At 34.4% G+C, this 24,248-nt stretch carries 27 protein-coding genes and 1 pseudogene; 8 read left to right on the plus strand and 20 right to left on the minus strand.

The annotated features are described in order from the left end of the window. Window positions 1-57: 57 nt before the first annotated feature. Window positions 58-1,134, minus strand: a complete 1,077-nt coding sequence (gene cotH, locus ACUXEY_RS19385) for a spore coat protein CotH (RefSeq protein WP_166704509.1) — start codon at window positions 1,132-1,134, stop codon at window positions 58-60. A 181-nt stretch (window positions 1,135-1,315) separates the two neighbouring features. On the opposite strand from cotH, the gene exsB reads away from it, so the two are divergent. Then, entirely contained in the window at window positions 1,316-1,876 is a 561-nt protein-coding gene (gene exsB / locus ACUXEY_RS19390; protein WP_076537042.1) for an exosporium protein ExsB, read from the plus strand. Window positions 1,877-1,920: 44 nt separating this feature from the next. On the opposite strand, the gene ACUXEY_RS19395 is transcribed toward exsB, so the two are convergent. The 6 genes from ACUXEY_RS19395 to ACUXEY_RS19420 form a co-directional block, all read right to left on the minus strand. Further along, on the minus strand, window positions 1,921-2,472 hold the full coding sequence (locus ACUXEY_RS19395; RefSeq protein ID WP_461301365.1) for a phosphoserine phosphatase 1: 552 nt from the start codon (window positions 2,470-2,472) through the stop codon (window positions 1,921-1,923). A gap of 73 nt (window positions 2,473-2,545) precedes the next feature. Further along, window positions 2,546-3,091, minus strand: coding sequence for a short-chain dehydrogenase (locus tag ACUXEY_RS19400; RefSeq protein ID WP_461301366.1), 546 nt, complete (start codon window positions 3,089-3,091; stop codon window positions 2,546-2,548). 12 nt (window positions 3,092-3,103) lie between these two features. Further along, window positions 3,104-3,520: a FosBx1 family fosfomycin resistance bacillithiol transferase gene (fosB, locus tag ACUXEY_RS19405; RefSeq protein WP_166704512.1), complete on the minus strand. Its 417-nt coding sequence runs from the start codon at window positions 3,518-3,520 to the stop codon at window positions 3,104-3,106. A gap of 58 nt (window positions 3,521-3,578) precedes the next feature. Further along, window positions 3,579-5,240, minus strand: a complete 1,662-nt coding sequence (locus ACUXEY_RS19410; RefSeq protein WP_098346470.1) for a peptide ABC transporter substrate-binding protein — start codon at window positions 5,238-5,240, stop codon at window positions 3,579-3,581. Window positions 5,241-5,316: 76 nt separating this feature from the next. Continuing rightward, window positions 5,317-6,312, minus strand: a complete 996-nt coding sequence (locus ACUXEY_RS19415; protein ID WP_461301367.1) for a DUF2628 domain-containing protein — start codon at window positions 6,310-6,312, stop codon at window positions 5,317-5,319. Window positions 6,313-6,337: 25 nt separating this feature from the next. Next, the gene (locus tag ACUXEY_RS19420) at window positions 6,338-6,790 is read right to left on the minus strand and encodes a methylated-DNA--[protein]-cysteine S-methyltransferase (RefSeq protein WP_461301368.1); all 453 of its coding nucleotides are present in this window, start codon (window positions 6,788-6,790) and stop codon (window positions 6,338-6,340) included. Between the two features lie 133 nt (window positions 6,791-6,923). On the opposite strand from ACUXEY_RS19420, the gene namA reads away from it, so the two are divergent. Next, window positions 6,924-7,961 carry an NADPH dehydrogenase NamA gene (gene namA / locus ACUXEY_RS19425; RefSeq protein WP_461301369.1) on the plus strand — a complete coding sequence of 346 codons (1,038 nt, stop codon included), beginning with the start codon at window positions 6,924-6,926 and terminating at the stop codon, window positions 7,959-7,961. Between the two features lie 384 nt (window positions 7,962-8,345). Here namA and ACUXEY_RS19430 read toward each other — a convergent pair whose 3' ends face one another. The 3 genes from ACUXEY_RS19430 to ACUXEY_RS19440 all read right to left on the minus strand — a co-directional run bounded on the left by ACUXEY_RS19430 (window position 8,346) and on the right by ACUXEY_RS19440 (window position 9,827). After that, a complete protein-coding gene (locus tag ACUXEY_RS19430) occupies window positions 8,346-8,837 on the minus strand; it encodes a DinB family protein (RefSeq protein ID WP_461301370.1) in 492 nt (163 codons plus the stop codon). A gap of 65 nt (window positions 8,838-8,902) precedes the next feature. Further along, window positions 8,903-9,562, minus strand: coding sequence for an oxidoreductase (locus ACUXEY_RS19435; protein ID WP_461301371.1), 660 nt, complete (start codon window positions 9,560-9,562; stop codon window positions 8,903-8,905). A gap of 115 nt (window positions 9,563-9,677) precedes the next feature. Then, window positions 9,678-9,827, minus strand: coding sequence for a hypothetical protein (locus tag ACUXEY_RS19440; RefSeq protein ID WP_000540925.1), 150 nt, complete (start codon window positions 9,825-9,827; stop codon window positions 9,678-9,680). Between the two features lie 266 nt (window positions 9,828-10,093). On the opposite strand from ACUXEY_RS19440, the gene ACUXEY_RS19445 reads away from it, so the two are divergent. Next, window positions 10,094-11,044 (plus strand): metal ABC transporter substrate-binding protein, encoded by a 951-nt coding sequence (locus ACUXEY_RS19445; protein ID WP_166704519.1) that lies wholly within the window; start codon window positions 10,094-10,096, stop codon window positions 11,042-11,044. A gap of 134 nt (window positions 11,045-11,178) precedes the next feature. Continuing rightward, entirely contained in the window at window positions 11,179-11,649 is a 471-nt protein-coding gene (locus ACUXEY_RS19450; RefSeq protein WP_429601597.1) for a GNAT family N-acetyltransferase, read from the plus strand. Between the two features lie 97 nt (window positions 11,650-11,746). On the opposite strand, the gene ACUXEY_RS19455 is transcribed toward ACUXEY_RS19450, so the two are convergent. Further along, entirely contained in the window at window positions 11,747-12,697 is a 951-nt protein-coding gene (locus ACUXEY_RS19455) for a CobW family GTP-binding protein (RefSeq protein ID WP_429601598.1), read from the minus strand. A gap of 165 nt (window positions 12,698-12,862) precedes the next feature. Here ACUXEY_RS19455 and ACUXEY_RS19460 point away from each other — a divergent pair, with 165 nt between their 5' ends. Next, complete coding sequence (locus ACUXEY_RS19460) at window positions 12,863-13,765, plus strand: aldo/keto reductase (RefSeq protein WP_461301372.1); 903 nt, start codon at window positions 12,863-12,865, stop codon at window positions 13,763-13,765. Window positions 13,766-13,789: 24 nt separating this feature from the next. On the opposite strand, the gene ACUXEY_RS19465 is transcribed toward ACUXEY_RS19460, so the two are convergent. Together ACUXEY_RS19465 and ACUXEY_RS19470 are read right to left on the minus strand one after the other, a co-directional pair. Continuing rightward, on the minus strand, window positions 13,790-14,374 hold the full coding sequence (locus ACUXEY_RS19465) for a GNAT family N-acetyltransferase (RefSeq protein ID WP_461301373.1): 585 nt from the start codon (window positions 14,372-14,374) through the stop codon (window positions 13,790-13,792). A gap of 75 nt (window positions 14,375-14,449) precedes the next feature. Beyond that, window positions 14,450-15,922 (minus strand): flavin monoamine oxidase family protein, encoded by a 1,473-nt coding sequence (locus tag ACUXEY_RS19470; protein ID WP_429601601.1) that lies wholly within the window; start codon window positions 15,920-15,922, stop codon window positions 14,450-14,452. Window positions 15,923-16,162: 240 nt separating this feature from the next. Between ACUXEY_RS19470 and ACUXEY_RS19475 the strand changes: the two genes are divergently transcribed. Both ACUXEY_RS19475 and ACUXEY_RS19480 read left to right on the plus strand, forming a co-directional pair. Continuing rightward, the gene (locus ACUXEY_RS19475; protein WP_144611075.1) at window positions 16,163-16,354 is read left to right on the plus strand and encodes a DUF3896 family protein; all 192 of its coding nucleotides are present in this window, start codon (window positions 16,163-16,165) and stop codon (window positions 16,352-16,354) included. A gap of 105 nt (window positions 16,355-16,459) precedes the next feature. Beyond that, a complete protein-coding gene (locus tag ACUXEY_RS19480; protein WP_461301374.1) occupies window positions 16,460-17,461 on the plus strand; it encodes an LLM class flavin-dependent oxidoreductase in 1,002 nt (333 codons plus the stop codon). Between the two features lie 45 nt (window positions 17,462-17,506). On the opposite strand, the gene ACUXEY_RS19485 is transcribed toward ACUXEY_RS19480, so the two are convergent. The 3 genes from ACUXEY_RS19485 to ACUXEY_RS19495 form a co-directional block, all read right to left on the minus strand. Beyond that, window positions 17,507-18,451 carry an alpha/beta hydrolase gene (locus tag ACUXEY_RS19485; RefSeq protein WP_461301375.1) on the minus strand — a complete coding sequence of 315 codons (945 nt, stop codon included), beginning with the start codon at window positions 18,449-18,451 and terminating at the stop codon, window positions 17,507-17,509. A gap of 207 nt (window positions 18,452-18,658) precedes the next feature. Beyond that, window positions 18,659-19,114: a DUF3939 domain-containing protein gene (locus tag ACUXEY_RS19490; RefSeq protein WP_098346456.1), complete on the minus strand. Its 456-nt coding sequence runs from the start codon at window positions 19,112-19,114 to the stop codon at window positions 18,659-18,661. Between the two features lie 107 nt (window positions 19,115-19,221). Beyond that, window positions 19,222-19,665: a Dps family protein gene (locus tag ACUXEY_RS19495; RefSeq protein WP_000105199.1), complete on the minus strand. Its 444-nt coding sequence runs from the start codon at window positions 19,663-19,665 to the stop codon at window positions 19,222-19,224. A 241-nt stretch (window positions 19,666-19,906) separates the two neighbouring features. Between ACUXEY_RS19495 and ACUXEY_RS19500 the strand changes: the two genes are divergently transcribed. Next, on the plus strand, window positions 19,907-20,947 hold the full coding sequence (locus ACUXEY_RS19500; RefSeq protein ID WP_166704527.1) for a YkvI family membrane protein: 1,041 nt from the start codon (window positions 19,907-19,909) through the stop codon (window positions 20,945-20,947). Window positions 20,948-20,983: 36 nt separating this feature from the next. Here the strand turns inward: ACUXEY_RS19500 and ACUXEY_RS19505 are convergent, their stop codons facing one another. The 4 genes and pseudogenes from ACUXEY_RS19505 to ACUXEY_RS19520 all read right to left on the minus strand — a co-directional run. Then, a complete protein-coding gene (locus ACUXEY_RS19505) occupies window positions 20,984-21,352 on the minus strand; it encodes a DUF3979 family protein (RefSeq protein ID WP_429601609.1) in 369 nt (122 codons plus the stop codon). Between the two features lie 297 nt (window positions 21,353-21,649). Further along, the gene (locus ACUXEY_RS19510; RefSeq protein WP_144611070.1) at window positions 21,650-21,955 is read right to left on the minus strand and encodes a hypothetical protein; all 306 of its coding nucleotides are present in this window, start codon (window positions 21,953-21,955) and stop codon (window positions 21,650-21,652) included. A gap of 195 nt (window positions 21,956-22,150) precedes the next feature. Beyond that, window positions 22,151-23,098, minus strand: coding sequence for a methyl-accepting chemotaxis protein (locus tag ACUXEY_RS19515; protein ID WP_429601629.1), 948 nt, complete (start codon window positions 23,096-23,098; stop codon window positions 22,151-22,153). Further along, a pseudogene (locus ACUXEY_RS19520) lies at window positions 23,093-24,133 on the minus strand (cache domain-containing protein); the annotation flags it as partial. The gene ACUXEY_RS19515 and the pseudogene ACUXEY_RS19520, both read right to left, overlap by 6 nt. Window positions 24,134-24,248 lie beyond the last annotated feature (115 nt).

Below are 24,248 nucleotides of genomic sequence, written 5' to 3' on the forward strand. Positions count from 1 at the left end.
CAATACATCTTTATTATACAAAAAAAGAGATTGATAATGTTCCAATCTCTTTCAAAATTAATCCAATTCATGTAAATGATCTTGTATATACTTTCTTCTTTTATTTATATATTCCTCAATCATATCAGCTTCTTGATCAAATATTTCTAACTTTTCTTTCATATATGGATCTTGTAGTAAATATGGACGAATCGATTCACACAAACTTTCTACTTTCGGCATCATAAACGAAACGGTAAATTGTTCTTCTAATATTTCTTCCAAAATACTTCGGTATTGTTTTCTAAATACAGGTATATCTAACAATCTTGCACTTAATGTGTTATAACCTTGAATACGAATATATTCATGATTAAGTGGTCTCCCTTGTACATCTCGCCCCCAAGTCGCATCATAATCCCACGGTATCACTTCAAATAAATTCGTTGCATCGTTATGATATAGTGCATAGTTATGAACAAAACCATCAAAGTTTTGCGTGAAAATGACGCCAGCTAACCACCTTAAATATTTGTCTACATGCAAAAACTTTCCAATCTCTTTTTCATAAGCTTCCCTCGACAAAGCATTCGCTTGAAATACAAATTCACTCAGTTGTTCTTTACTATTTTCATTCGAATATTTAAATTCATACCCCGCAAAGAGCTCGGTCTTAACATCTTTATCTCTCTCACTCATTAAAGAAAAATTCGCATCATCATCTATCGCATAATAAATAGAACCACTCGGTAATCCTCTATTTTTCAAAAAGTTTTCATCAACTGATTCTAACTGTAAATATACACCTTGAATTTGACCATTAATTTTTATAAATACATGTTGTGATTTCGGTGAAAGTACACCAATATCATGAAAAAAGTCTAAAGATAATTTATTTCGTATGAGAGACGGATCCATAAACTCAGAATTTAAATGAAACTCTTTCGCACCTTGAAATTTTTTCGGTTTATAAAACATAACATGATAAGATTTTTTCTCAAATTCACGAATATGAGCACCTCGGTATACGATATCAATGTCATACTTCTTTTTTCCATAAGTTAACTTTGCTGGCACTGGACTATCTGACCAAATGTCTTTTTTCAATTCCACTAAGTACATTGGATGAATAAAAAAATCATATGAAGGCAGCATATTTTCTCATCCCTTCTCAGTTCTCTTCATTCAATGTATGCACCTTGCCTTGTCCATACATCCGCTATCATCTATTTATATAAAATTACACTCTTGTCCTGTTCAGAAAGACGTCATATCTCATATCATGTTAAGGAAAAAGAATACCTTTTCAACTTAATACATGATAAGGAGGATTTCTATGAAACGTGATATTAGAAAAGCGGTTGAAGAAATCAAAAGTGCGGGGATGGAGGATTTCTTACACCAAGATCCAAGTACGTTTGAATGTGATGAAGATTGCTCTTCAAAAATTGAGTGTAGCGATGATTGTAAATGTCCAAGAACGAGATGTACTCGCGTAAAACATTGTACGTTCGTTACAAAATGTACTCACGTAAAAAAATGGACATTTGTTACGAAATGTACTCGTGTTCGCGTTCAAAAATGGACGTTCGTTACGAAAGTAACACGTAGAAAAGAATGCGTTTTAGTAACAAAACGTACTCGCAGAAAGCATTGTACGTTCGTTACAAAATGTGTGCGCTTTGAAAAGAAATTTTACTGGACAAAACGATGTTACTGTAAAAAATGCGAATTCTTCCCTCACGGACACGGTGGCTCTTGTGATGATTCATGGGATCATGGTAAAGACTGTCACGATGATGGACACAAATGGAATGATTGCAAAGGCGGACATAAATTCCCATCTTGCAAAAACAAGAAATTCGATCACTTCTGGTATAAAAAACGTAATTGCTAGTTTTTATACCTATAAAAAAGGCCGTTTTGCGGCCTTTTTTTCGTTTATTGAAAATGACTTATATCTGCAAATTGCTTCACTTCACCTTTACCTTCTTCAAATTCTATTACACTTAGACTAGCACTATGCATAAATGGATCATTCCATACATTTTCTATTTCAATACCTGCAAAATGTCCTACAAGTAATTTGGCCGCTGCCGCATGGGAAACAATTAATATACTTTCTCCTTTATGCTTCTCTAAAAGAAGATGTATCCCATCAATTACCCTTTTATGAACAGTCTTAAAATCTTCTCCTGATGTTGACTGAAAAAGATGTGGCTCATACCAAAACAATTCTATATCGTCTGGGTATTTTCTTTCTATATCATCTATAGTCTGTCCTTCCCATATGCCCATGTTAATTTCATAGAAATGCTCGTCCGCGATTATCGGTATATCACGTTCGCCCTTTATTAACTCTGCAGTATGGAGGGTCCTTTCACTCGGACTACTATAAATGGCATGGATAGATAAATCTTTCATTCGATCCCCTAATTGCTTAGCTTGTAGCATACCGTTTTCAGTTAAAGCAGAATTTTTCCGCCCTTGCATTCACTTCGCTACATTCCATTCCGTTTCACCGTGCCTTGTTACATATATAGTTGTTTTCATTTGCCATTCCCCCTTACCATATTGGCCGCAATTCCCAAGGTTCTACTCGTCCTACAATCCATTCATCACATTTACTCTCAATTCCTTTTATTACCCCCTCCGATATTTCTTTATGGGTAAGCCATCTCCCGTATGTATCTTCTAATATAAAACCTAATATTATTCTATGGTAGCTACATCGTGTACCACCTATTTTTTGTGCGGGCATACGCGACGCTTTACTACCCAAAATATGAAAAACATTGTATGTTTCAGACGACAAGTCTAATTCTCTACAAATGAGCGATAACGTATCCTTCGCACTAGAATGTATCCATGCGACAACTAATGTTATTGGGCCATTCCGCTCAATTGTGCTTTTAATCGCTAACTTTACATCGTCTTCATTATGATAATCTAACGATAGACATGTGATACTTTCTGGTGTAGCACTCTCTCGCTTAACATTTTCTAATTTCACTTCATCTCTCCCAATAATAGAAACATGAAACTCTTGCTCACAGAGCCACATAGACACCCTCTTTAGCATTCCTGTTCCACCAATAACTAGCGCATGCAACTTCTTCCCCCCTTAGTAAAATGTCATATGAGGTTTATCTTCCCTATAATAATTAAGTCGGTCTTGCAATGTCCCTGAATGAAATTCAAACTTATGGCCGTCAGGATCAACAAAATAGATAGACTCACAATCCCTTATATTCCGCTCTCTTCCTTGTAAAATATGAACATCGTTTTCTTCTAATCGCTGCAATAGACGTTCAAAGTCTTTCTGTTCAACTGAAAACGCAATATGCGTATAAGATTGATGAATCTCATTTCTCGGAATATGTGCTTCTTCATTAAGTGCTATCCATACCCCACATATATTGAAATATGCGAGTTTTCTCCCTTTAACTAATAATTCCCCTTCCAATACTTTTTCGTAAAATGTAATAGAGTCTTCTAAATTAGATACTGAAAAACAAAGATGATTGATTCCTTTTAACAACTCTAATTCCTCCTATACAAATAAAAGATGAGCGAAAATTCACTCATCTTTTATTATACTATTTCTTTGTAATATATGCCCATTTATAGCTGAAGTCCCCACCAAACGTATGATTTGCAATACCTTTTACATACGGTTTCTCTAAATATGCCGTACTTTGTTGGTACGCAGGAGAAATGGCAGCATCTTCACCAATTAAGATTTTTTCAGCTTCTGCAAGTGCATTCCAACGTGCTTTATCATCTTTTAATAGCTCTCCTTTTGATTTCGCTACTAAATCATCATACTTCGGATTAGAATAATCCATTTCATTAAATGAACTTCCAGTAACGAACATATCAATATAAGTCATTGGATCTGGATAATCCGGACTCCATGCAGATAATGAGAATTCATATTCAAATTTCTTTTCTAACTCTAGCTTCTGCTTATATGGTTGTTGTTTCAAATTCACTTTAATACCAGGTAAATTTTTCTCTAACTCTTCTTTAATAAAGTCGCCCACTTTTTTACGACTACCGTTATCATCATTTAGAAATTCTACTGTAATTGTATCTTGGCCAAGTTCTTTCTTCGCTTCTTCCCATAATTTTTTTGCTTTTGCTGCATTATCTTTACTGTCACGGAAATTTTTATTTACAGTACGGAAATCTTTCCCATCTGGTCCTGTCGTAAATTTTTCAGGTACTAAGAAATATGCTGGCAATGATCCGTCATTTAAAATAACATTTGCAATTCCTTTTTTATCGTATGCTAGATCAATTGCTTCACGAACTTTTTGGTTTTTAAACGTTGCATTTTTCTGGTTAAAACGTAAGAAATACATACGTGGATCTAACTTCGTTTTAAATTCATCTGGCTTATTCTTTTTATATTTATCAACAAATTCAGAACTTAAAATAACACGGTCTGCTTGATCACTATCATATAAATTTACTCCCGTGCTCGTTTCCTTCACTATATTTACATTAATTTCTTCTAATTTCACTGTATCTTTATCCCAATAATTAGGGTTTTTCTTCAATTGATAACTTCGTTCATGTTTCCATTCACTCATCGTAAATGGTCCATTGTATAATAGTTTATCTGCTTCTAATGCATATTTATCCCCTTGTTCTTTCACATATTTTTCATTTAATGGGAAAAATGTCGGGAATGAAGTAAGCTCAAGGAAATATGGTGCTGGTTGTTCTAATTCTACTACTAACGTTTTATCATCCTTTGCTTTTACTCCTAATTGATCTAACGGTAATTCTCCCTTATTTACTTTCTGTGCATTTTTCACATCAAATAAAATAAATGCATACTCAGCTGCTGTTGCTTTATCTAATGCACGTTGCCATGCAAATACAAAATCTTGCGCTCGAACTGGATCGCCATTAGACCACTTTGCGTCTCGCAATTCAAATGTATATGTCGTTTTATCTTCACTAATCTTTACATCTTTTGCCATACCTGGAGTTGGTTTATTATCCTTATCTAAACGATATAACCCTTCCATTGCATTGACAAAGGCACGGAAAGATACAGAGTCTGTCGATTTTGATGTATCCATTGAAGGAATTTCTGCTGCTTCTAGTAAGTTTAATACTTGCTTATCTGCTGCCCCCTTACTTGCCTCTTTCTTCGTTGTAGATGCCTTCTCCCCATTTCCGCAACCTGCAACTAATACACTAGTTGATAATGCTACTGCAGCAATCGTTGTTACCTTTCTCTTCATTCTTCCTTCCCCCAATCTATATGTATAAATGAAAGCCAGTATAATATATATTATTATACAAAAGATTCAGATTATTTCAAATATTATTTTCGTACATTAAAAAAAGAAGCGGATAGAGAGTCTTTCCATCCGCTTCTTTTTCTATTTCTTTTACTTGTAATCCATCGTCTATATCAAATGGATTTTGAACTTTAAATATTTCGTCCATTATCTTCAAAAATTCTTCCTCATTTTTAGATTCGCCGTTAATCGTAATTGAGTACGGCTCAATCTCACCCAATTTATAATCAACAATAAATTGGATCTTCACCTTTTTCCTTGGCATATCAGGACTAATCCCTTGGAATTCTACTAATTCTAATCCTTCCGTTCCACGATAATATACCCAGCCCGGATTTCTAAAATAACTTTCAAACGATTCACCAATAGAAAAGAATGGATATTCATAAAGCGAGCCTGTACGAACTTTTTGAATAATATCTCGATCAGTTGGGAAAAAGAAATGGCTGAAAAAAATACTAGCAACCGCTAAAATCGTAACGATGGTTGCTCCCATTTTACTCGTTCCACCACTATTACGAATGAGGTACTTCTCAACCGATTCATCTTGAATTTCTCTTGCTTTTATTCGATATATACGCCTTTCTGCAAATTGATAATATAATCCATTCGCAAAAATCGCCATTCCAAATAAAATAAAAACGAGTAATAGAAACGTCAGAGGCACCATATTAATGATTGGTAATGCTACGTTGAAACCCATATAATAAGAAAACGCATCGCACGCTACTAATAACAATACAAATAATGCTGCTGGTAAATAGTACTTACGATACCCAAGCCAGCCTACATTGAAAACGGCTGCCCAACCATTCCAGCTCCACCTAGCAATCCGCTTTTCCTCAAGCTCCCATTTCCTTTTGTAATACGGATATTGTCTCCCTACATACACTTCTAATTCCTTGTCTATTAGTGAGCTTCCTTCACCTTGTTCAGTATGCAAAGTCCGCTGGCAACTTTCACAATTCAACTGATTTCCCTCGCAAAGTTGCCCACAATTTATACATCTCAAAACAATCCCTCTTCCCGTCCATACGTTATTTCAATATACCTTCGTGTTTTAATAACCACTCTTTCCTCCATAAACCACCTGCATATCCAACAAGCTTCCCGCTCTTTCCTATTACACGATGACACGGAACGATAATTGAAATCGGATTACGACTATTCGCTCCTCCTATCGCTCGTACAGCTTTCGTATTTCCAACTTTCTCTGCAATATCTAAATATGAAGCACTTACGCCATACGGAATAGTATAGAGCGCATCCCATACATTTTTTTGAAATGCTGTTCCCTCGGCAGACAGCGGGACTGTGAACTCTCTTCTATTCCCCTTAAAATATTCATCTAACTCATTTATACATTGATCTACCATTTCATTTGTAATTTCTTCTTGTCTCTCATCAACAAATATAACAGACGTAATTCCTTTATCGTTCGCTTTAATTTCCAGCAAACCTAATTCACTTTCATAATAAGCCTGGTACATATGTCAGCCTCCAATTCAATTCATATTAATTATTGTAACACGAATAGACAAAATTTTTCGTATAAGCGTTTTATTAGAGAAACAAAAACGAGAATGATACAATGTAAGAAAATTCAATCTAGGAGGCTATTGGATGCATTCCGAACTTTTTTCACCTTATACAATTAAGGACGTTACATTAAAAAACCGTATCGTTATGTCACCTATGTGCATGTATTCATCAAAAAACGAGGATGGCCAAGTAACAAATTTTCATCTCGTTCATTACGGAACAAGAGCTGCCGGTCAAGTTGGTTTAGTTATGATTGAAGCGACAGCCGTGTTACCTGAAGGAAGAATTTCTAACAAAGACTTAGGTATATGGGATGATAGCCTAATTGAAGGCTTACATAAAACGACAACTATTATACATGATAACGGTGCAAAAGCTGCCATTCAACTCGCTCACGCCGGAAGAAAAGCAGAATTAGAAACGGATGCTCTCGCTCCATCCGCAATTCCATTTAATGAAACAATGAAAATACCAGTAGAAATGAGTATACAGGAAATAAAAAATACTATATTAGCTTTTCAAGAGGCTGCCATACGTTCAAAACAAGCTGGATTTGACGTTATTGAAATACATGGAGCTCACGGTTATCTTATTAATGAATTTCTTTCTCCACTTTCTAATAAACGGACTGATGAATATGGAGGTTTACCTGAAAATCGCTATCGTTTCTTACGTGAAATTATTGACTCAATAAATGAAGTTTGGAACGGACCGTTATTCGTTCGTATTTCAGCAAATGACTATCATCCTGATGGATTAACGGTTCAAGATTACGTTCAGTATACAAAATGGATGAAAGAACAAGGGGTAGATGTAATCGATTGTAGTTCTGGGGCTGTTGTACCGGCACACATCGATGTATATCCCGGGTATCAAGTACAATACGCTAAACATATTAAAGAGTATGCTAACATTGCAACTGGTGCTGTTGGATTAATTACGACCGGGGCACAAGCAGAACAAATTTTAAATAATAACGAAGCAGATTTAATTTTTATCGGACGTGAGTTACTTCGCAATCCTTACTTCTCAAGAATAGCCGCCAATGAACTTGGCTTTGAGTTAGAAGAACCGTACCAATATAAGCGAGCACCAGGGAAAATCCATACGAATAAATAAAACCGAGAATATTATGTACGACTAAATATAGAGAAATTAAAAGTATACTACAAGACAGCGTATATTATTTCATAATATCGTTTTAAGGTGTATCAACATTTTGCTTGATACGCCTATTTTTTGTTTTTCACCTCCCTGTTGTTACTACATTTAGTATTACATTGAAATAACGTTATATAAAAAATTAAATTTAATGAACAAAACAAGCATAATCACACTCTAAATATGCGACAAGGTTATAATCCACATTCCATAATATGGGTCACAACTGAAGTAACAAAAAAACAATTTCTCAAATTAAGTAGGAAATTGTTTTTTATTATAATAGTATACTGTTTTTAATTCGTTTGTTTCGTTTATAACTCCAACAAATTTAAGTATCCTTTATAAATAGGAACGATGCGCTGGCCATGAACCTTGGAGCTTACGAATTTGTACAATTTGTCCTGTATGATAAGCATCGTGCAAAAGAATGTTCTGATATTGTTGCCAAATTGGAAGAGAAGGGGTAAGTCGATCTAGTTCTGCTTCTTGAAGGGATATTAATACAGATTGTAAAGCATCATGCACTTGAATTGTTCGTAACACTATTTGTTGCCAAGCATCCTCATCATTACATCCACCTTGGACAAACGTTTCATCATTATTTTGTGGTGCAACAAATGTTTCATCTTCGTATAAGCGGGCAAGTAGGCGTTCTTTAAAAGTAAGTAAATGGTTTACATTTTCCCAAATTGTATTACTAGCCCTTCCTTCTGGTTGCCAACATGCTTGTGCAGCGGTAAGATCCTTTAACGCGTCTGATATAGGTGGATACCATGCTTCTTCGTAAAAAACTTGCTTAATTCCATTTTGCAACATTTCTTTTTTACTCATTCGTATATCCTCCTTTTGCAAACCCTCAAAAAGTATGGACTAGTACATATCATTCTTCTCGTTTGTTATTCTATCGTTGTAATTTCATTTGAGTTATAAAAATAGATACCCGTTTCTTCTCGCAATGCAGTGATATACATCCCTTTCGCCACATCTTTCGCTGAAATTGGTTTATACTTTTTGAAAGCCCCTTTAAATATAAAAGGAATCATACGAGATAACTTTTCAGCCATTCGTTCACCAAAACGAAATTCTTGTCGATTTCCTACTAATAAAGATGGCCTAAAAATGTGAATACCACCAATCACTAATTTTTGTAATTCCTCTTCCATTTTCCCTTTAACTTGCGAATAAAAGAAAAACGATTTAGGATTTGCTCCCATCGAGGACACAACAAGGAAATTTTGCACCCCTTGTTTCTCCGCTAGACACGCAGCTCGTACCGTATATTCATAATCTACCTTTTTGAAATTTGCCTTTGTTTTTGCTTTTTTGATTGTTGTTCCTAGACAACTAAATACGTCATCTACAGCGAAAAACTCTTTATATTCCTCTAACATCGAAAAATCTACTTGCTTTTGCTGTAACTTCTCATGTTGCCATTGTATTGGTTCTCTTACAAAAATAGTAACCGAATCGTAGTAATCTGATTCAAGTAATAGACGCGTTATCTCTTGTCCAACTAAACCACTTGCACCAAGTACTAACGCTGTTCGCTTATTCATATATGCATATACCTCTTATTTTACTTTTCTCTCCTTCAGTAAAATACAACTTTTAGGAGTTTCCTTTTCTCATTTTACCACAAGTAAAGCACTATGCGTACGCATAGTGCTTTACTCACTCTTTTTTCTCATCTTTCTCTCGTAATTTTGTGACTGTTGATGCATCTCCTAAATTACTTATTAATCTTCTTAAAAAAATTAAGACTAAGGCTAATGGTAATACTACCGCTAATATCAATAAAATAGCTTCCATTAAGTAACCCAAACACTCATCCCCCTCTACACCCTCCTTTCATATATATGAACACAGCGTTGTCACATATGCATGTATTCGCAAAAATAACACATCTATATTTGACAACTTTATAACAAAATCAAATCGGAATGATTATTATTTATTGCAACTTTATAAAAGATGTATTATACTAAGTTCGCAAACTAAAACGTAATTATTCCGTTTTGTATTAAAATGATATTTTTCTTCTAAAATTGGGGAAAATATATCCGTAAAAAAGAAAAGAGGAGAACTTCATGCCTAAAAGATTGACTATATTTTCATTCTTACTTATTTTCACTTTAATTTTTACTGGCTGCTCAAATACAAAAGAAGGTAATGCCAAGAAAGACGGAAAGCTAACTGTTTATACAACTATTTTCCCTCTTGCTGATTTCGCAAAAAAAATTGGTGGCGACTATGTAACGGTTGAAGCAATTTATCCACCTGGTGCAGATTCTCATACATTTGAACCAAGTCAAAAAGAAACAGTAAAAGTTGCAAAAGCCGATTTATTCGTTTATAACGGGGCTGAATTAGAGCCATTTGCTGAAAAAATGGAAAAAGCATTACAAAAAGAAAATGTTAAAATTGTAAATGCATCAAAAGGTATTGAACTGCGTACTTCTACTGAAGAAGAGCATCATGATCACGGAGACGGCCATAAAGAAGATGAACATCATCACGATAAAGACCCACACATTTGGTTAGACCCTACTCTAGCAATGAAACAGGCAGAAAAAATTAAAAATGCACTTGTAGAATTACAACCTGATCATAAACAAGAGTTTGAAAAAAACTTCGCAGCACTTCAAACGAAATTTACTGATTTAGATGATCAATTTAAAGCAGCTGTTGCGAATGCAAAAACGAAAGATATTTTAGTTTCTCATGCGGCTTATGGATACTGGGAACAACGCTATGGCCTGAAACAAATTGCTATCGCTGGTATTTCAGCTTCTGATGAACCATCTCAAAAACAGCTTGCTGACATTACAAAAACAGTAAAAGAACATAATCTACAATATATTTTATTTGAAACATTCTCTACTCCAAAAGTAGCATCCGTCATTCAAAAAGAAACGGGTACAAAAATTTTACGCTTAAATCACCTTGCTACTATTTCTGAAGATGACGCGAAGAGCAATAAAGATTACTTCACTTTAATGGAAGAAAACGTAAACACATTGAAAGAAGCTACTAACTAATCAATTTTTGAAAGAAGCTGAACGAGTCATTCAGCTTCTTTTTTATTTGTTCTTACTTGACTTGACCAAAATAACAAGTAAAATTATCCATATTAGCTTTTTAGCTATATTAATTTAGAAGGTGAGTTGGAATTATGAATCTTCACATTTGTGAAGTAACAGAAAAAAATTGGCGTTCGGTAGCTGCTTTAAACGTCGCAAAAGACCAGCAGCAATTTATTGAAAGCAATGCGTTTTCTCTAGCAGAATCATTATATGAGGGAAACGGAACGTCAGTAGGTTTATATGATGGAGAAACACTTGTAGGATATGCAATGTATGGATGGTATTGGGAAAAACGTAAAAGCGTATGGTTAGACCGCTTTATGATTGACGAGCAATATCAAGGAAAAGGATACGCAAAACGATTCCTTCGCATACTCATTCAATTCTTACAAGATAAATTTGAATGTAAAATAATTTATTTAAGTTTACATCCAGACAACAAACTCGCAATGGGATTATATGAATCATTTGGCTTCCGTTTAAATGGCGATATTGATGATGAAGGCCCAGTTGTAGGTGTTGTAATGGAGTTACTATTAGATGAACATACAAGCCTGTGAAAACAGGCTTTTTATAATCCTTCGTTTTTTGCAATCTAGCATGTTTCTATAAAGCACTTAATTAAGTCCAAAAAATAAGCCTGCAATATACGCAGACTTATTTCACACACTCCTTGAAATGTTCTTGGAACCATTCTTTATTAATATCTTTTCCGATAAACACGACTTCACTTACTCGTTCTTCGCCCTCTTGCCACTCTCTATCGTATGATGCAGCGAACAGTGTATGCACACCTTGGAAAACGATACGTTTATCTATCCCATCAATCGATAAAATTCCTTTGTAGCGATATAAATATTCACCTAGTTCTTGAACGACAGCTGACATCCACTCATTTAGTTTTTGTAAATCTAACGGACGCTCTTCACGTAATACAAACGACTTTACACCTTCTAAATGATTATGCTCTGTATGAGGATAAATTTGTAACGTATCTTTCGTTTTAAACGTTTGAATTTGTAGTAACGATGGAATATCCACATCACAGTTAGTAGCCTCGATTAACTTTGCAGTCGGATTAATTCCTTGCAGTTCATGTAAGAGATTTTCTTTCTCACTTTCTTCAATTAAATCTAGTTTATTTACTAAAACAACATCAGCAAACGCAATTTGCTCTTTTGCTTCTAGTCCTTTTTCAAAATGTTTATGTATATGATAACTATCTACTACTGTTACAACACCGTTAATTTGGTATGCGGATTGAATAACAGGATCTAAAAAGAATGTTTGAATAATCGGACCTGGATTTGCAAGACCCGTCGTTTCAATTACTAATCCATCAAAGTCCATTTTCCCTTCTGCTTTTACGTCCAGTAATTGTTTTAAAGCGACGAGTAAATCTTCACGTACAGTACAACATAAACATCCATTCGTCATCTCCATAATCTCTTCTTCGACATTCATAATCAGTTGATTATCAATACCAATTTGCCCTATTTCATTTACAATCACTGCTAATTTCTGACCGTGATTCTCTGATAAAATACGATTTAATAATGTCGTTTTCCCTGATCCAAGAAAACCAGTTAATATTGTTACTGGAATCATTCCCTACATCTCCTTATAGCTATATGTTTTTACATTATAGCATATAGAGAAAATCGTTTTTTTAGCAAAACATATTTATTGTATGTCTGAACATGTAACTATATAATAATATGTAGTAAGAAAGCCTTTTCAAAATATTATTCATTCATCAAGGGGGTACATATAATGGAACGAGTTCAAATGACCGAAACACTAGAATTTTCTCGTATTATTCAAGGTTTTTGGCGTTTAGCAGAATGGAATATGTCAAAGCAAGAGTTACTTTCTTTTATTGAATCTTGTATGGATATGGGGATTACTACTTTTGATCACGCTGATATTTATGGCGGTTATACGTGTGAAGGACTGTTCGGAGAAGCATTACGACTCAAGCCTTCCTTACGCGAAAATATGCAAATTGTCACAAAATGTGGAATCGCTCCCCCATCACCGAAATTTCCAGAGCGATATGTTGCGCACTACAATACGAGTGCAGAACATATTATAAGAAGCGCGGAGAAATCTTTACAAAACTTACATACAGATTATATTGATGTATTGCTCATCCATCGCCCTGATCCATATATGGATCCAAATGAAGTAGCAGAAGCGTTCTCACGATTAAAACGAGAAGGAAAAGTCCGTCACTTCGGTGTATCTAACTTTTTACCATCACAGTTTAATATGTTAAGTTCCTATTTAGATTTCCCACTCATTACAAATCAAATCGAAGTTTCTGCGATGCAGCTTGAGCATTTCGAAAAAGGGACAATTAATTTATGCCAAGAAAAAAGAATCAATCCTATGATTTGGTCACCTCTTGCTGGCGGAGAAATCTTTACTGGGCAATCAGAACGTGCTATACGTGTACGTGAAACGTTACAAAAAATCGCTACTGAACTAGGTGTTACTAGCATTGATACTGTTATGTATGCATGGTTGCTTTCTCATCCAGCTAACATGATCCCAATCGTTGGCTCTGGTAAATTAGATCGTGTTAAAACGGCGGCTCTTGCTACAAAAGTTAACTTAGACCGTCAACAATGGTTTACAATTTTCGAAAGTTCTAATGGACATCCTGTACCATAATGTACAAAAAGAAGAGCCGTTTCTTTACAGCTCTTCTTTTTCATATGTATCTCTAGTCATGGCAAATACACACATATCCCTTAATCCATTTCCATCTACTGCTAAACTCGCACTTTCTAACGTACCTTCTAACTTAAAGCCTAATTTCTCAGGTATCGCTCTACTTTTCTTATTTAAAGAATCACATCGAATTTCTACGCGGTTTGCTTTCAGTTCAGAAAAAGCATAATCCGTTATACCCTTTGCAGCCTCTACCATATAGCCTTTTCCACTAAACCTTGAATCAATCCAATATCCAATTTCAAATTGAGGTATATCCCAATTAATACGATGTAATCCAGCTGATGCAATAAATTCACCTGTTTCTCTCGAAAAAACTAGTAATCTTAAATCCTCACGCTGCAAAAATTGAATATGCGATTTTCTAATGCTCACTTCTACTTCTTCCTCTGTTTGCTCTTTTTGTGCAAAAGCCATCCATGGTTTTAATTCTTTCATAGAAGCTTGAATTGCATCGTATACGGCTTTACCGTCACCTAGTTTCGGCATTCGAATAAATAGCCTTTCAGTATAAAATTCAGAAGGAAAATCGAATAATAACGGATTCACTTTCAACACTCCCTATAATTCTTTTATATATAATAATATCCATCTCAAACTATACAGTAAAGAAATTTCTGAATTTTACACTTTTAATTCATTTACATCTACCGCAACACGAACTCCAGATTCAATTGCCCCTTGTATCCATCCGTGATATAACGTTGTATGATCACCAGCAAAATATAATCTCCCCTCTGGTTTTATAATTGCTGGTTGTAGTTCAGATTCTTGGCCTGCCTGAAATAGCGCAAAACCTCCAAGTGCATATGGATCCAATGTCCAACTTTTTGATATGCCAGATAAGAACTCATCATATACTTGGCCGCCTAATATTGTCGCTAAGTTCTGTAGTGTGTAATAGATACGATCCCCTTTTGATAAGCCATCCCATAACAACGCATCATAAGACCATGTATAACTTCCTAACATCATAGCAGGTCCTTTCTCTCCAATTCCGTGACTTGGATAATAAGCGTAACGAATGGGCAAATCCGTTATAATCCTGCCACCTAACTGTCCTTGTTCTTCCCAAAATCGACTTTTAAATTGAATTCCTATTTTTGTCGCTGGCATATAATGCAATTCACGAATTGCCTTCCATTTTTCATGAGATATAGAATCAAATGGATCTACTTCTACAAAGCGCATTGTCGAAAATGGAATTGTAATAATAACTAAATCCCCTGTAATACTGCTATATTCAAAATTTTCCTCGTTTCGATAAAAAGCTGTCACACCGTTATCATGCTGATGTAGCTTCATTAATTTTTGATTATATATAATATTTTCTTCTAATTGTGGTAAAAAGGACTTTGGTAATCTATCATTTCCCCCTACTATTTCACAAAAGCCATTCTCCTCTTGCATAATATATAAAAAGCGTAACGTCTCAACAAATGACCTTTCCAAAAAACCTTCTAAATCTAATAAAACACCGATCATCTCGATTGTTACTGGTGAAAAGTAAGTATTATATTGATAAGGATGATACTTTAAAAATTGTCCTGTAGAATATCTCCCAAAATCCTTTACTACAACATCCCAATTTTTCTCTGGGTTCTTTTTTATAAAGTTTATAATAGGCTGCACTGCTAACAATAATAACTCCTCAGAAGTTTTCCCAACTTCATTCATTTCTACAGGATACTTTAATATACTTGGATCTTTTTCATATTGCTTTAATGTCGTTTTTCGGCCATTTACGTAAATAATATCAGTGTCATTCCTATTAATAAAAGGGCTCACCTGTAGCCCGAATTTTCTTATATATGCCATCGTTAATGTGTGCGAATACGGAATTCTCATTGCCCCAACATCCAAATATAATCCGGTATCTTCCATTCTAATCGTCTCTATACGGCCACCTACCCGGTTGTTTGCTTCAAAAATCTTCACTTCATGTCCTGCAGCTTTTAATAAAGACGCCGAAACCAACCCAGCCATACCAGCCCCTACTACTATAATTTGCTTCGGACGAGTCGTCTTCTTTAACCCTTTATTTATAACTTTTAACGTTTCATCCATCTCAGTGTTATACATTATATCTTTCTGCACAATTCCACCCCTTACTTCATAAAGTGAAACTATAATCAGTGGGGGTTCTCCCCCCACTGATTATTAGTTGAACCAATCGGGCTTTTATGGACATTAGTGGTTTAGTGCATTTTATTCATAAATTCCCATAAACATAACAACATGGAAAGAGGAATATTCACTAAAAGTACATAAGAGTTAGCTTTCACCTCTCTTCACGCCCCGTATCATATAGCAACAGCAAAGAAGGAGTGGTTGAAAATGAAACAAACTTACGACTACCACGCTACAAAGAAATATTTAGAAAAAAAGAAACAACAACTATGCAACAAACTTAGTAGTATGCATCTATCTAAAAAAGAGCGTGAACAACTAAAACTTGAGATTGATAACTACGATTATATTTTAAATTTAGTCGAAATGAATCATTATGAACGAGGCTTTTCTCGTTAAATATAGATAGGTGGTTTATCCACTTTTAATTTTGAGCATTTTATTACGCATTTTTCGTAAGTAAATATATAATAGGATGTACATTAAGATTGAGAGGTATATTCTATGATCAAATTAAGTGTGTTAGACCAATCCCCTATTTCAGATGGTAGTACAGCAGCACAAGCTTTTTCACATACAGTTACACTTGCACAAGAAGTTGAAAAACTCGGATATACACGCTTTTGGGTATCAGAGCATCACAATTCTGTCAGCCTTGCTGGTTCAAGTCCAGAAATACTTATTTCTCATATTGCAGCGAAAACAGAGCGTATGAGAGTTGGTTCGGGTGGTGTTATGTTACCGCACTATAGCCCATATAAAGTTGCTGAGAATTTCCGCGTTTTAGAAGCGCTTTATCCAAATCGTATTGACCTTGGTGTCGGCAGAGCACCTGGTGGTATGCCCATTGCAACTCGCGCACTACAAGAAGGAAAAATGGTCTCACTTGATCAATACCCAGAGCAAATTGCAGATGTTGCAATGTACTTACATGATCAAGTACCAGAAAACCATCATTACGCAAATTTAAAGGCTACCCCTATCATTCCAACATCTCCTGAGATGTGGATGCTCGGTTCTAGCGGAGAGAGTGCAATGATTGCCGCAAAACAAGGTGCTTCTTTTGCATTCGCACAGTTCATTAACGGATACGGTGGCCCTGAAGTAATGAAAGCTTATCAGGAACAATTCCAACCTTCCTATTTAGGAGATAAACCAAAATCAATCGTCTCTATTTTTGTTATTTGCGGGGAAACGAATGAAGAGGCGGAAAAAATTGCTTCTAGTTTAGATTTATCAATTTTATTACTAGAACAAGGAAAGCGTACAACTGGTACTCCTTCTATCGAAACTGCACAAAATTATTCATACAGCGCTTATGATTTATTCCGTATAAAAGAAAATCGTCAACGTATGATCGTCGGTGATCCATCTTCTGTGAAAGAACAAATCGTAAACTTAAGCAAAGCGTATAATACTGATGAATTTATGATTGTCACAATTACTCATCAATTTGAAGATAAATTAAAGTCTTATCGCTTACTAGCAAATGTTTTTCATTTATAATGCTAAAAGGGAGATACATCCATTACGATGCATCTCCCTTTCTTACTACTTATTACTTTTGGCTTCTATATAATCAATAGCTTCTTTTAATAGCTCTTCAAATCCCTCAGGATAATCATGATTTAAATTAGGCACAACTTTATACTCATGTTCTATATTTTTATCTCTTAATAATTGTACAAATTGCTGCGTACATTCAAAACAATCTTCATCTTGATCCCCGCACACTATATATCCCTTTATATGTTTATCTTGTAGCACTTCCAATAACTCATTCCATTCTTCAACCTCTGGAAGCCACGGCGCCATAAAAATAAAACCATCTACATCTATATCTTTTTGTAAAATCGTATACAAAGCTACTCTTGCGCCAGCAGAAAAACCACCAATTATTACTCTTTCTACCATATGACTTTCTTTAAAATTAATGTAATGCTCTTTTAATTCTTCTTTCCCTCTATGTATATCATCCCAAACAAACCCATCTGAAAACTGAATTTGCGAAGACTGTGGTATAGCTAACGTATAATCTTGATCCAAAACAGATTTCCAATATGGTTCTACTATTCCTATATTTTCTTGATCTCCGTGCATTGCAATCAATAGTTTTTCTTTTTTCTTACTTTCTATATATTTCACGTCTGCTCGTTCTGTTTTCTTTGCTAATTCTTCCCTCTCTTTACATAATTGAACCATTTTATGAAACACTTCAAATTTATGTAGTGGTTTTAAATCGTCGTCGGAAATCAAATACTCATTTCCATACCAAAAACCCTTTTCTATAATGGCTTCCTTCATTAATTGCAACGCTTCTTCTTCAAGTCCTGCTGCACCCGCTAGTGCATATTTGAAATTATATATTTGCGCCTCATTTCCCACTATGCCTTTCGCATGCTCCATTATATAGGTGTACGCTTCCAAACTTCCTTCATTTGCATAACGATGTAACGTTTCATTTAATAATTGAATGTAAGTCATACTATTTTTCATACACTCATTCCCCCGTAATCTTTTATAATATTTATTTCTCAAACCTTTATATCATTCTGTAATCGCTGTATGTAACTTACGCTAACAATACTTAATTATTATTCCTCTTCGTCCAATAAGTTTAGTATAAAACTTAATAAACTGAAAAATCAATATTTTCACAAACAAAAAAAGACAACAATATATTTATTGTTGTTTTCCATACATCTATCCACTTTTCTGTTTTTTTCTGTCTGGTTTACTTGAAACTAAATAATGTTTTTCTGAAATATATAAGTCTCTTTTTAATATACGATTTAAATACGGTCCTAATTTCATCCCGCATATAAGACGCTCTTCACTACCTTCAACAATCGGAAACATTTCTTTTTCTGTTACGTACTGATCTACTGCTTTTTGTACGATATCAATTTCTTTAACTAGGTTTAGATTTTCTTCTGTATGTTCAAATACCTCAAGCGTTTCCTTCGTAATAAGAAAACTATTTGTTGGAAATGCAAGTAAATACGGTTTTAACAAATCATAATTTACTGTATAATCATCATTTACTAATACTGTATAAACGATATTAGCATTCGTTTCTAGGAACTTAGCCATCGCTTGTTCTAATTCATCTTTCGTAATTTCACGCTCTTCTTTTCCAGTTCTGAAAAAGCGAAACATCGCATCGCCTCCTTTTTTACTATATTATAGCATAAAAGAAAACTGAAAAATTACAAAAAAAGCCATTGAAAGAATTTTTCAATGACTTTTTCTTAATAAACTTCTATTTATTTTAAGAACGCACTTAACATCCATACGTGTTGTTCCAATGTAGTATGAATTGCTAATAACATGTCCGCTGATGTTTCATCGCCAGCTTCACCAGCAACTTCCATGCCTTCTTTTAATTCTTGAATAAGAGCAGAGTAATCATTCACTAATGTTTGCACCATTTCTTCTGCTGATTCCTTGCTTGTCCCTTCACTCACACTAGATGTTGCAAGGTATTCTTTCATTGTTGCTAATGGCTTACCTTCCAATGCTAAAATACGTTCTGCTAATTCATCAATATACGTTCCAGCTTCATTGTAAAACTCTTCAAATTTCTCATGTAATGTAAAGAAGTGTGGTCCTGTCACATACCAGTGATAATTATGTAATTTCACATATAACACATTCCAGTTTGCTACCTGCTTGTTTAATACTTCAACAACATTTGTTTTCGTACTCATACAATCCACTCCTCTTATCATTTCATAATGTTAATCTTTTAATAACCTAATTACATGTTACCATACATTTCCTATCCTTTCGAACGATTGGCTCATATGTAACAAAGTTTTAACACCTTTAATACTTCCCTAATATCTTTTAATTCATGTATGTTTTCAACTACTTCTTACGTCTAATTGTCCAAGCTCATACATATGCATAATAGTAAATCAAGCTCATCGTAGTAGAAAGAGGGATAACATGGACAATCAACAATGGCAAGTAGCAAAGAAAGTCGCTGCTACTTATATTGGAACAGTCGTTGGAGCTGGATTTGCTACTGGACGAGAAATTGTTGAATTTTTTACAGTGAACGGATTTTACGGAACAATTGGTATATGTGTAAGTGGATTTTTTTTTATTTGGCTTGGCACGAAGATGATGTTGCTTTCATCACAAATCGGTGCATTTTCAGCGCAAGAATTTAACAAATATTTATTTGGAGATGTATTTGGTAATGTTGTAAATACACTATTATTACTCGTATTATTTGGTGTAACGAGCGTTATGTTATCAGGAGCTGGAGCGGTATTTGAAGAGCAACTTCGTTTACCAAGACAACTCGGCATTCTCATTACAGTAATTGCATGCCTCATTATAAGTAGTCGTGGATTACAAGGTGTCTTTGAGGTAAATACTCTTGTCGTACCTATTATGATGATTTTTATTATAGGACTTGCTATTACTACTTTTTTTCACGGTACAACTCCTATTAGTAACACTATTCCAGCAGAAAGCTGGAATATGAAGTGGATTACTAGCCCAATTACATATGTCGCCTTAAATCTTTCTCTTGCCCAAAGCGTTCTCGTCCCGTTAGCCAGTGAAGTTAAAGATCGAAAAGCCATTTTATGGGGTGGTATTTTAGGTGGGGCAGGACTTTCTTTAATTTTACTATGCAGCCATTTAGCGATCTTATCAGTCGATCAATTTTATCAATATAACATCCCAATGGCTGAAGTCATAAGAAGATTTAATGCAACTTTCCACTTCTTCTTTGTTCTTGTTATTTTCGGTGAAGTGTTCACAACTTTAGTTGGCAATGTATTCGGAATGACGAAACAGATGCAATCGATTACCGGATGGCAAAACAACAATATTATTTTCTTCATTTTACTAATTAGTTATTGCTTTAGTTACGTTGGTTACAGTGAATTGCTCCACATTTTATATCCTATAATCGGATGGGTCAGTATTATTTTACTCCCGATTATTGCTTTTAAACGACTTCAAAAAACATAAAAGGAGCATCCATATCATTGGATGCTCCTTTTATGTTTATTCACAATCATCACAAACTTCCCAATACGGTCCCATTTCGAGTGCTAAATATGGCTTTAATTGCAAGCGAATCATCCGACTAGGCATACGTTCTAAAACGAATTGAATTCCTTCTTCCTCTTCGTCTAATTCAACTTTTGAAATCGCAATTTTTTGCATAGTAGAAATAGGCATTTCATCTTTATATAAAGTGATTTTCACCTCATCATATTCATTAAAATACAATTCAACACTCATTTGATTTTTTAACAGTTCATCAACAATTTCATATTTATCATTTCGTTCCTGGATTATATATTTCCAGCCACCTCTACCTTCTTCTTTCGGAGCTGCTTGAAATATTGTCATCAAATCCTCGTATAGCATAAGATAACCCCTCTCTTACTAAAAAACGATGGGTATTATATATACCCTTTATCTCTATCACTATCCATATGTATTGTACCATATATCACAGTTCTTACCGTATTCATTTGCTTCATAACTACATATAAAACACCTGGATTCTCTTCATTATTATATGAATTGTCTCTTATTTCATTTTTTAATATGCTTCTAACTTTTTGAAAGCATATCAAACTTAATGAAATGCATTCTTTGTCCATCTTCCACTTATTATTTCCTTGCAACAACAAAAAAGAAGAGTGACTTATATCACTCTCCTTAAAAGAATTTCCCAGTAGCTGCTAACGCTAATACTAGTATTAAAATTGTAAACAATAATGATACAATGAAACTAAAAATAGGTAATGCTTTCTTTTCATTCTTCTTAAAGAGTAACTTTAAACTAAGAACGATGTTTACTGGTACAAGTATAAAATAGAAATATTTAACAATTTGCACCGAACTATTCGAAAGTGTTTTTAAAATAAACACTTCAATTAGAAAAACGATAAAAAATGAAATACTTAACCAAAATGAGACATAACTAAGCCAAGAATGTCTTTTGGTCCCCCAATAAACTCCCATAGTAATCTCCTTCATTTGTATTCTATATGATTATAATTATACACAAAGTTAACAAATACCTCTATTTTTCGACAAATATTATACAAAATATACCTTTCAATATTATAAAGATACTCTCCACCCTATTTAATTTTTCATAATAAAAACAGACTACTCCAATAGCATACTGCTATTTTGGAGATAGTCTGTCCTCTGTTACACTTTAAATCTTTCAATTAACCCTTGTAACTCTTCAGCCATTTGAGATAACGTACCCGCCGCGGAACTAATCTCTTCAATGGACGCTAGTTGTTCTTCTGCTGATGCTGCAACGTTTTGAGTACTCGTCGCATTATTCTGTGCTGTCATTGCAATTTGACCTACTGAAATAGACACTTCATTCGCACCTTTTGACATCCCATTAGCCGTTTCAACCATCGTTTTAATTTGATCTGCAATTTCATTTGTAGATTGTAAAATCTCGGTAAAGTTTTGCTTCGTTTCATTTGCAATAACAAGTCCAGATTGAACCTCTTCATTTACATGTCCCATAGATTTTACCGTCTTACTCATATCATCTTGTATTTCACATATTAATTTACTAATTTCACTAGAAGATACGCTAGACTTCTCTGCCAATTTACGTACTTCATCTGCAACGATTGCAAACCCTCTTCCGTGCTCTCCCGCTCTTGCAGCTTCAATCGCTGCATTCAAAGCTAAAAGATTTGTTTGATCTGCAATATTTTGAATGACTTCTAGTATGTCACCAATTTGCTTTGATTTATTATTTAATAACTGTATAACTTCATCTGATTGTGAAACAGATTCTGCAATAGATTGCATTTGGTTTACTGTTTTCCCTACTAGTTTCCCACCATCTTCTGCTTTTTCACGAGTATGAGCAGAAGCCGTATTAATCGATGATGAACTATTTGCTACATGCTGAATTCCTTCTGTTACGTCAAATAGTAACATTGCACCATTTTCTACACTTGTAGTTTGCGTTGTTGCCCCGCTCGATATTTCATCCATTGCCATTGTAATTTGCTCAGTCGCTTCGCTCGCTTGTCTTACACTTGCCGTTAGCTCTTCTGATGCTGCTGCAACATGTCCAGCCGATGTATTAATTCTTCCAATTAACGTTCGTAATGCATCTGTCATCTCATTAAACCCTTTTGCAAGTTGACCAATTTCATCATTAGAATGAATATCAATTGTTTGCGTTAAATCTCCCTCACTTATTTCTTTAGAAGTGGAAACTAATCTTTTTAATGGCTTCGTAATAGAAAGTGTCACAAAATAAATAAGAGCTCCGCCTATAACTAATGAAATGAACATAACAATTAACATATTATAAAATACAGGCTGCGCAGCTTCAATTACTTCATTTGAGTACATCGTCCCGCCAATTTTCCAACCAGTTTTTACATTTGTAGCAAATACCATTTGCTTTTCGCTACCGTCATACGTATATGAAAAAGCACCATGATTATCTTCATAAATTTTCTTCGCCCAAGAATCAGCTGCTTTTTCCCCTGATTTTTCTTGAGGATGTGCAATTATTTTTTGTTTCCCATCTAAAATGAAAGCATATCCTTTTTTACCAATATTGATTAACTTTGTTGTTTTTAATAAATTATCTAAACTTAAATCTATCGCTACAACACCGTTTTTATCTTCTGCTTGTTTTGCAATCGTTACGACAATATGTCCATTTCCTTTCGCTTTATACGGCTCAGTAATTACAATACCACCTTGTTTTGCTACTGCATCTTTATACCAAGAACGTTCTGTTGGATCATAGTCTGCTGCCATTTGTATATTTGGTTCTTGTACAAATTTTTTATCATTGCCAGCAACATATACTTGTTCAACATCTTTATTCAAGTTGATATATTGAGATAACATTTTTCTTAATTCATCTTGATTATCCCCTTGATACATATTACCTTGAATCACCCGTGCAAAATTATTTACATCATTAAATTTCGCCTCAATCATTTGATTAATTAAATTATCTAATATTTTTATATTGTCGTGAGCACTACTCGTAATTTGTGATTCAAAATTCTTTTTAGCTGTTTGATAAGACATGCCTCCGATAATAGAGACAGCCGCAATTAAAATGACGAAAAATGAAATTAGTAGTTTTTTTGCTACTTTCATATCACGAAACCAATTTAATAGTCTATCCATTACAAACCTCCTGCTTTTCAATTTCAAAAGTTAAATTTAGCGAACTGTATATATTTCCCATTCCCTAATTATTATTTTCATAACCTATTATGATGAATACTTTGTAAAGTTTAAA

This window comes from Bacillus sp. F9_6S_D1_P_5 (assembly GCF_054823925.1).